The 8925-nt window shown below is 67.7% G+C and carries 7 protein-coding genes, 2 tRNA genes and 1 pseudogene; all 10 read left to right on the forward strand.

Annotated elements, in window-relative coordinates; translation table 11 throughout:
* Positions 1-80: 80 nt before the first annotated feature.
* A complete protein-coding gene (locus B1400_RS04460; RefSeq protein ID WP_095613239.1) occupies positions 81-935 on the forward strand; it encodes a hypothetical protein in 855 nt (284 codons plus the stop codon).
* A gap of 105 nt (positions 936-1040) precedes the next feature.
* Positions 1041-1113, forward strand: a tRNA-Ala gene (locus B1400_RS04465).
* 30 nt (positions 1114-1143) lie between these two features.
* Positions 1144-1216, forward strand: a tRNA-Ala gene (locus tag B1400_RS04470).
* Positions 1217-1387: 171 nt separating this feature from the next.
* Positions 1388-1792, forward strand: a complete 405-nt coding sequence (locus B1400_RS04475) for a pyridoxamine 5'-phosphate oxidase family protein (RefSeq protein ID WP_095613240.1) — start codon at positions 1388-1390, stop codon at positions 1790-1792.
* A gap of 95 nt (positions 1793-1887) precedes the next feature.
* The gene (locus tag B1400_RS04480; protein WP_095613241.1) at positions 1888-2715 is read left to right on the forward strand and encodes a histidine phosphatase family protein; all 828 of its coding nucleotides are present in this window, start codon (positions 1888-1890) and stop codon (positions 2713-2715) included.
* Between the two features lie 130 nt (positions 2716-2845).
* Positions 2846-3796: a magnesium transporter CorA family protein gene (locus B1400_RS04485; RefSeq protein WP_095613242.1), complete on the forward strand. Its 951-nt coding sequence runs from the start codon at positions 2846-2848 to the stop codon at positions 3794-3796.
* A gap of 6 nt (positions 3797-3802) precedes the next feature.
* Complete coding sequence (locus tag B1400_RS04490) at positions 3803-4693, forward strand: transporter substrate-binding domain-containing protein (protein ID WP_095613243.1); 891 nt, start codon at positions 3803-3805, stop codon at positions 4691-4693.
* Positions 4694-4756: 63 nt separating this feature from the next.
* Positions 4757-7729, forward strand: coding sequence for a leucine--tRNA ligase (gene leuS, locus B1400_RS04495; RefSeq protein WP_095613244.1), 2973 nt, complete (start codon positions 4757-4759; stop codon positions 7727-7729).
* A gap of 162 nt (positions 7730-7891) precedes the next feature.
* Complete coding sequence (locus tag B1400_RS09825; protein ID WP_095613245.1) at positions 7892-8584, forward strand: ComEA family DNA-binding protein; 693 nt, start codon at positions 7892-7894, stop codon at positions 8582-8584.
* Positions 8581-8925: pseudogene (locus B1400_RS04505) on the forward strand (hypothetical protein); the annotation flags it as partial. The gene B1400_RS09825 and the pseudogene B1400_RS04505, both read left to right, overlap by 4 nt.

Consider the following 8925-nt stretch of genomic DNA (forward strand, 5'->3'; position numbering starts at 1 on the left):
ATGCTTATGGCAGTTTTGCCCACCGACGCGCCTGACGCCCGATCCGGGCGCCGGAGGCGCCATGACCGGATGAATCGACCGTGAAGAATTTTCTCAAAGGATTATCGTTCTCCCAGCTGCTCGCGGGCGCGCTCGCGGCGGTCACGTCGTTCCTGCTGTCGTCGAAGATCGGCATCGCGGGTTCGGTGATCGGCGTCGCCGTCGCATCGATCGTCTCGACGTCGGCGTCGCAGATCTACCAGAACGTCATCGACGCCTCGAGCAAGAAGCTGCAGGACGCCGCCGCGCAGCAGCTCGGCGAGCAGACGGATGGCGGCCGCGACGGCGCCTCCGACGACGCGCAGACGGATGAATCGGACGGCCAGGCGTCGAAGGACGGGAAGCGCAAGGGGCGCGTCGCCGCGTCGGATGCCGCCGGCGCGGCCGGGACTCCATCGTCCGGCCGACCGCAGCTCACCCGCCACGACAAGCGCGTGGCGATCGTCGTGGCCGTCGTCTCGGGTCTGATCGCCGTCGCGGTGACCGCCGGCGTCATCCTCGCTCTCACCGGCGGCAGGGGGACCGATTCGGTCGTCCACGACATCGTCAGCCCGAGCGTGACGAGCGAGGAGGGCGGCGAGCTGTCTCCGTCGCCGTCGCAGGGCGTCATCACGCCGACGCCGGACGCGACGCCGACGCCGGACGCGACATCGACGCCGGACGCCGGCTCGACGCAGCCGACGCAGGAGCCGCAACAGCAGGACGGCACCGGCACGAAGGACGACTCGGGCTCGGATGCCCCGATCGTAGAACCGAGTACGTCGCCGTCGGCGAGCCAGGGGACCGGCGCCGCGGACGGCACTCAGGGCGGCGGCTCGACGGATTCGGGTCAGGACGGCGGGACCCAGCAGGGCGACGGCCGGCAGAAGGACGACGCCGGACAGCAGCCGCAGTGATCGCATCGTGAAGGGGTCGGCGCGTCGCGCAACGCGACACGCCGGCCCCTTGCATATCGAAAATTCACGATGTATGCTATCTCGAGTTGGCTGAAACAAGCCGACGGGGCTATGGCGCAGCTGGTAGCGCATCTCCATGGCATGGAGAGGGTCAGGGGTTCGAATCCCCTTAGCTCCACGAAGGTTCCTGATGACAGGTTCCCCTTATGGGGCTATGGCGCAGCTGGTAGCGCATCTCCATGGCATGGAGAGGGTCAGGGGTTCGAATCCCCTTAGCTCCACGATTCACACCCGGCTTCGGTCGGGTTTTTCGTTATCGGCGCGCGGGACGCCGATGTGGGCGGCGTCACATGTGAGCATGGCGACGTGTGTCGCGCTCACTTCACAGCGCAACGGGGCATGTGGCGCCCAGCGGGCGCGTAGTGTGGGGAAGGTATAGAAAGGAGCCCCCAATGGCACAGCTTACCGAAGAGATGAAGGACTTCATCAAGGACAATCTCGCGTGGGTCGCCACCGTCAGCCCCGACGGCGTGCCGGACCTCGGTCCGAAGATGAGCATGTTCGTGCTCGACGACGGCCATCTCGCATACCATGAGCGCACCGCCGGGCAGACCTACCGCAACCTCGAGAACGGCAGCCCGCTCGTCATCGCGTTCGTCAACTTCGAGCAGAAGAAGGGATACCGCTTCCGCGGCGAGGTCGTCCTGCACACCGACGACGAGGTCTACGAGGAGCAGGTCAGGCTCGCGAAGGAGCGCGGCACGAAGGTCCCGGCATGCGTGCCGGTCATGACGATCGACACGATCGAGGACCTGTCCGCCGGCGCGCACGCAGGCACGACGATCACGAAGGACTGAACCGGCCCCGTCCCCATGAACGCCGACGACCGTGGCGCCCGATCCGGGCGCCACGGTCGTCGCCATCCCCGAATCTCAAGGAGTCACAAGAAAAGATGATCACCGACATCGTCATGCTGCGCCATGGGCGCACCTCGATGAACCTCGAACGCCGTCTGCAGGGCCAGGTCGAGGTCCCGCTCGACATCGTCGGCCAGTGGCAGGTGGATCAGAGCGGATTCGCGCTCGCGCAACGCTACTACTGGGCGAAGGTGAGCAACCTCGCCGCCCACCCCGAGCTGCTGCCGACGCCGCCCGTCGCGGCGGTGCGCGCCGTCGACGTCGAGGAGTACCGCAAGGCGCCGGCCTCGGCGCGCACGATGGTCGTCGTCAGCTCCGACCTGTTCCGCGCGCAGCAGACGGCGCACGCCTTCGCCGACATCCTCGGGCTCGACGTGCATCTCGATCCGAGGCTGCGCGAGAGAGGCTTCGGCGAATGGGAGGGCATGACCCGCGACGAGATCCTCGCACGCTGGCCGGAGGACTTCCGCGCCTGGAAGCGGCACGAGGGCGGCGAGCTCGCCCACGGCGTCGAAAGCCGGCGCGAGGTCGGCGAACGCGGTGCCGAGGCGATCCGCTCGTATGTGCGCCAGGCGCGGGACGTGCCCGGCGAGGAGACGCTGTTCGTCGTCTCCCACGGATCGTGGATCGTCGCGACGATCGCGACGCTGCTGGGCATGGACGTCGACGACGCCAACGGGCTCGACGCCATGCGCAACGCCTTCTGGTCGCGTCTGAGCCTCGAGCGCGGCCCCGAAGGCGACCGCTGGCTGCTCGCCGAGTTCAACCACGGTCCGCAGATCGCCGAATTCGTCGACTGGGAGAACGGCCCCGAGGCGCTGCGCAACCCCGACATGCCGATGTGGAAGCCGATCGCCGGCTGACCACGTCGGCGCCACGCCGCCCGGGCCGCCCCGGGCGGCGTGTCTCATAGGTGCGGCTAAGCTGTTGATGTTTGCACAAGGACAGGCCGCGTCCGTCGCGCGGTTCGGCGAATGAGAGGCGGGTGATCTCATGCTGCGCATGTTCAGCACCGTTCACGGACAGGTGGAACAGATAGACAAGCCGGAGAACGGTTCATGGCTTGCGCTGTGCGACCCCACCGACGTCGAGCTCACCACGGTCGCCCAGGAGACCGGCATCGACCTCGCCGACCTGCGCGCGCCGCTCGACGACGAGGAACGTTCGCGCGTCGACGTCGAGGACGACTACACGATGATCATCGTCGACATCCCGACGGTCGGGGAGCGTTCCGGTCGCAACTGGTACGAGACGATCCCGCTGTCGATCATCGTCACGCGCACGCTCATCGTCACCGTGTGCATGCAGGACACACCGGTGCTCCACCCGTTCATGGAAGGCACGATCCGCGGCTTCAACACCTTCATGCGCTCGCGTTTCATCCTGCAGATCCTCTACCGCAACGCGACGATGTACCTGCGCTACCTGCGCATCATCGACGGGGAGACCGACAAGCTCGAGCTGAGGCTGCGCCATTCGATGCAGAACCGCGAGATCCTGATGCTGCTCGAACTGAGCAAGACGCTCGTCTACTTCAACACGTCGCTCAAGTCGAACGAGATCGTCATGGAGAAGCTCACGACGCTCTCGCGCATCAAGCAGTACCCGGAGGACGAGGACCTGCTCGACGACGTCATCACCGAGAACAAGCAGGCGATCGAGATGGCGAACATCTACAGCGGCGTCCTCGCGAACATGACCGACGCGTTCTCGTCGGTCGTCTCCAACAACCTGAGCAACGTGATGCGCATCTTCACGATCATCTCGATCACGCTGTCGATCCCGACGCTCATCTTCTCGATGTACGGCATGAACTTCCAGAACGGCATGCTCGGCATGCCGTTCACCGGCTCGCGCTGGGGCTTCCTGATCATCATCGTCCTGGCGCTTGTGCTCGCCCTGCTCGTGATGTGGTTCCTCACCCGTTCCCGTCTGTTCAAGTGAGGCAGCATGCGTAGCCGTGGACTTCTGAGGATATTCGCCGCGCTGTGCGCGGCGGCCGCCGTGTCGCCGCTCGCCGGCTGCGGCACGCCGGTGCAGGTGTCGGTGCCCGGGCAGGCCGACGGGCCGATGATCGACATCGGCGTCGCCGTCGACGAGCCCGGCGTCGGCTGGTACCACGAGGAGGGCTACAGCGGCCTGAGCGTCGAGGTGGCCAAATACGTCGCCGAGAAGATCGGCTACAGCAACCGCCAGATCGTCTTCCATCCGATGACGATGGCGCGGCGCGACGCGATGCTCGCCGACGGCACGATCGACTTCGCGATGACGTCGTACGCCTACGAGGGCGGCAAGGATGCGCGCGCGTTCACGAAGGAGCTCGCCTCGCGCGGCGGAGACGTGCGTTATTCGGGGCCGTACCTGATCACCGAGGACGAACTGCTCGTGCGCAGCGACGACCGCGCGTCGATCCGCGGCGTCGACGACATGCGCGGCCGCACCGCATGCGTCGTCGAGGACGACGACGTGCGCGAGCAGCTCGAGCAACGGGTCGGTGGCGTGCGGTTCCGTGAGGAGGGCGACTTCGCCAAATGCGTCTCGGCGCTGCTCGCCGGCGAGGCCGACGCCGTGGCCGGCTCGCGGCCGGTCCTCGCCGGGCTGCGTTCGCAGGCCGGAGACGCATACGTGAGCCTGCTCGACGACTCCTTCGGCGAACGCGCCTACGGCATCGCGATCGCCGGCGGAGACGGGCTGCTCGGGCAGATCAACACGACGCTGCAGTCCATGATCGACGACGGCACATGGGACCGGATCGTCGACGACGCCGGTCGCTCATTGGGCGTCGACGCCGACCTGAGTCTCAATCCGCCCAACATCGTCGACTCGCGCTCCGAGGACTGAGCGCGCGTTCGCACTGCGGACGGGGCACGACACTGTCCAGCTGAAAAACGATAATCGTGCCCTATGAGTGAGATCGAACCGAGCGCGCAGGCGCAGGCGCATGATGCGGACCAGTCCGCATTCCGGTACAACGCCGCGATGGCGCAGACCATCGAAGACAAATGGCAGAGGATCTGGGACGAACAGGGCACGTTCTGGGCGGCGAACGTCGAAGGCGAGCTGACCGACGGCGAGGGGCGGCACGCGGACGGCCGCCGGCCGTTCTTCGCGATGGACATGTTCCCGTACCCGTCGGGCAAGGGCCTGCATGTGGGCCATCCGCTCGGCTACCTCGCATCCGACGTCGTGAGCCGTTACCACCGCATGAAGGGTGAGAACGTGCTGCACGCGATGGGCTACGACGCCTTCGGTCTGCCGGCCGAGCAGTACGCCGTCAAGACCGGGCAGCATCCGCGCGTGACGACCGAGCAGAACATCGCGAACATGCGCCGCCAGCTGCATCGCATGGGCCTGAGCTTCGACGACCGCCGCTCCTTCGCCACGATCGAACCCGGTTATGTGCGATGGACGCAGTGGATCTTCTCGCGCATCTTCGACGCCTGGTACGACCCGGACAAGAGGAACCCGAGCGGCTCGATGGGCTGCGCGCGGCCGATCGGCGAGCTCGTCGAGCAGTTCCGCTCCGGCGAACGCGCGATCGACGGCCATGAGGGGCGCGCCTGGGACGATCTGAGCGAGGCCGAGCAGGCGGACGTGCTCAACGAGTACCGCCTCGCCTACATCTCGAAGTCGCCGGTCAACTGGTGCCCCGGTCTGGGCACCGTGCTGGCGAACGAGGAGGTGACCGCCGAGGGCCGTTCCGAACGCGGCAACTACCCGGTGTTCCAGCGCGAGCTGCGCCAGTGGTCGATGCGCATCACCGCCTACGGCCACCGCCTCATTGAGGACCTCGACACGATCGACTGGCCCGAGAAGGTCAAGCTCATGCAGCGCAACTGGATCGGCGAGTCGCACGGCGCGTCTGTGCATTTCCAGGTGCGCGTCGGCGACGGCATGGAGGACATGGAGATCTACACGACCCGTCCGGACACGCTGTTCGGCACGACCTTCTGCGTCGTCTCCCCGGAGCATCCGCTGCTGCTGCAGGTGCCCGAGCGCTGGCCCGAGGGCGTGCCCGAGCAGTGGACCGGCGGCTACGCGACGCCGATCGAGGCCGTGGCCGCCTACCGCATGACGGCGGAGGCGAAGACGGCCGCCGACCGCGTCAACGACGCCGGCGAGAAGACGGGCCTGTTCACCGGCCTGTACGCGGTCAACCCGATCACCGGCGCCGAGCTGCCGGTGTTCACCGCCGACTACGTGCTGATGGACTACGGCACCGGCGCGATCATGGCGGTGCCGGGCGGCGACCAGCGCGACTACGACTTCGCGGCCAAGTATGGGCTGCCGGTCGTCTACACCGTCGAACCGCTGCCCGGCAGCGACGATACGCTCGCGAACTACGAGGGCAACGCGCCGTTCGTCTCCCATGACGGCGTCGTCGTCAACTCGTCGGTCGACGCCACCTGGGCGCGCGGCGACGCGCTCGACATCAACGGCATGCGCGTCGACGAGGCGATCGCGGCCGTCACGGCGTGGCTCGAGCAGGCGCAGGTCGGCCGCGGCACCGTCAGCTACCGCCTGCGCGACTGGCTCTTCAGCCGCCAGCGCTACTGGGGCGAGCCGTTCCCGATCGTCTACGACGACGAAGGCGTGCCGCATCTCGTGCCCGATTCGATGCTGCCGATCAACCTGCCCGAGGTGCCCGACTACAGCCCGAAGACCTTCGACCCGGAGGACGCGCAATCCAACCCCGAGGCTCCGCTGAGCCGCAACGAGGACTGGGTGGAGGTCACGCTCGATCTGGGCGACGGCCCCAAGCGCTACCACCGCGAGACGAACACGATGCCGAACTGGGCCGGATCGTGCTGGTACTACATGCGCTATCTCGACCCGCACGACACCGAGCACATGGTGGAACGCGACGAATACGACTACTGGATGGGGCCGGACCACAATCCGACGGCCGGCGAATCCGGCGGCGTCGACCTGTACATCGGCGGCGTCGAGCACGCCGTGCTCCATCTGCTCTACTCGCGCTTCTGGCACAAGATCCTCTTCGACCTCGGCTATGTGGATTCGAGCGAACCGTTCCACAAGCTGTTCAACCAAGGCATGATCCAGGCCTGGGCCTACACCGACGACCGCGGCGAGTACGTCCAGGCCGACGAGGTCGAGGAGGGGGCGGCGGACGCATTCGGCGAACCGACCTTCACCTGGCACGGCCGGCACGTCAACCGCGAGTTCGGCAAGATGGGCAAGAGCCTGAAGAACATCGTCACGCCGGACGACATGTACGACGACTACGGTGCGGACACGTTCCGCCTGTACGAGATGAGCATGGGCCCGCTCGACGAGTCCCGTCCGTGGAACACGCGCAACGTCGTCGGCGGCATGCGCTTCCTGCAGCGTCTGTGGCGCAACGCCGTCGACGAGACGACCGGCGAGGTCACCGTCAGCGACGAGGCGCCCGACGACAAGACGCTCAAGCTGCTCAACAACACGATCGCCGAGGTGACGGTCGAGATGGAGGCGATGCGCCCGAACACGGCCATCGCCAAGCTCATCGTGCTCAACAACCATCTGACCGGCCTCGAGCGTGTGCCGCGCGCCGCGATCGAGCCGCTCATCCTCATGGTCTCGCCGATCGCCCCGCACATCGCCGAGGAGCTGTGGAGCAGGCTCGGCCACGACCGCTCGCTCGCGCACCATCCGTGGCCGCAGGCGGACGAGCGCTACGTGGGCCAGGACGTGGTCACGGCCGTCGTGCAGATCAAGGGCAAGGTGCGCGCCAAGCTCGAGGTGAGCCCGGACATCGATCCGGACGAGCTCGAGCGGATGGCGCTCGAGGCGGTCGCCGACAGGCTCGGCGGCGTGCCTCCGCGCAAGGTCATCGTCAAGGCACCGAAGATCGTGTCGGTCGTGCCCGGCAACTGATCCCGACACGCCGTGAGGGAGGGCCGCCCGTATGGGCGGCCCTCCCTTTTTCGTTGCGGCGGCGACGTTCTTGGCCCACGGAGGAATGTGGACGACGGGACCGTCCGTACACATCCCCTCTCCGGTTGGACACGGCCGCGCCCCGGACGCGATAGTGGGGCCATGTTCGATGACGATGATGAAGTCCCGCCGTCCGCCCCGGCATCGTGCTCCGGCGTGCGCCCTCCGAGCCTGTCCGACGTGCCGTTGCCCCCGCGTCCCGTCACGACGTGGCACGGCGCGCGCGCCGGCGACGGCGCCGGGGACGGCGGTGCGCGTGCGCTGCTGGAAGGGCTCGCAGGCGTGCGCTCGGGTGAGGAGACGAGGGAAGCCATGCCGCGTACGCGTCCCCGGCTGAGCGTCGAACCGGTGCACGCGCTCATCATCATGGCGATCCTCGTCGTCATGCTCGCGGCGAGCCTCACGCTGCTCGTCCAGCAGTCGGTCAATCTGGCGGCCGCGTCGCCCGAGCCGACGCCCATCGCGACGTCGCCGCGCGCAGCCGAGCATGGCGACGCCCCCTCATGCGCGTCGAACGCCCCCGCCTCGCCGGCGCCGACGGCCGACGCGACACAGGGGCAGCCGGACATGACGCCGCAGCCGACGCAGCAGGCGACGCCGCAGCTCATCGACCTCAATACGGCGACGCAGGAGCAGCTCGAGACGGTCAAGGGGATCGGTCCGGTGACGGCTGCGAACATCATCGCCTACCGCACGAGCATGGGACGGTTCGGCGCCGTCGACGATCTGCTCAACATCGACGGCATCGGCCCCAAGACGCTCGAGAAGATCCGTGGGCAGGTGACGGTGCGATGACCGATGACGGCGTGACGGCGTGCGCGCCTCGACGGGCGCTCGGGCTCGGCCGCCGCGGCCTCATGGCGCGTTGGGCGGACGGAGAATCGGGACGTCGTGACCTGCGGATGCTCCCCGCCGCGCTGTGCCTGTGGGCCGCGACGCTCGCGATGCGCGCCGTGCTGTCCGAGGAAGGCGTCGCCGGCATGCGCGGCCTCGCCGTCACAACCGGCATGGGCGCGTGCGCGGTCATGTTCGTGACGCTGCACGGCGTGCGCATGTGGCTGCGTCATGTCGGCGCCGGACGTGCACGCCCCGCGCTGCGCTGCGCCTCATGCCTGCTCGTCTGCGCGTCGGCGACG

Source organism: Bifidobacterium italicum (assembly GCF_002286915.1).
In the GTDB taxonomy this organism is placed as follows: Bacteria; Actinomycetota; Actinomycetes; order Actinomycetales; family Bifidobacteriaceae; genus Bifidobacterium; species Bifidobacterium italicum.

Excerpts from the sequence above, each read along its gene's own strand:
- B1400_RS04475 (WP_095613240.1), top strand. The coding sequence starts at position 1,388 with ATGGCACAGCTTACCGAAGAGATGAAGGACTTCATCAAGGACAATCTC.
- B1400_RS04490 (WP_095613243.1), top strand. The coding sequence starts at position 3,803 with ATGCGTAGCCGTGGACTTCTGAGGATATTCGCCGCGCTGTGCGCGGCG.
- B1400_RS04480 (WP_095613241.1), top strand. The coding sequence starts at position 1,888 with ATGATCACCGACATCGTCATGCTGCGCCATGGGCGCACCTCGATGAAC.
- leuS (WP_095613244.1), top strand. The coding sequence starts at position 4,757 with ATGAGTGAGATCGAACCGAGCGCGCAGGCGCAGGCGCATGATGCGGAC.
- B1400_RS09825 (WP_095613245.1), top strand. The coding sequence starts at position 7,892 with ATGTTCGATGACGATGATGAAGTCCCGCCGTCCGCCCCGGCATCGTGC.
- B1400_RS04485 (WP_095613242.1), top strand. The coding sequence starts at position 2,846 with ATGCTGCGCATGTTCAGCACCGTTCACGGACAGGTGGAACAGATAGAC.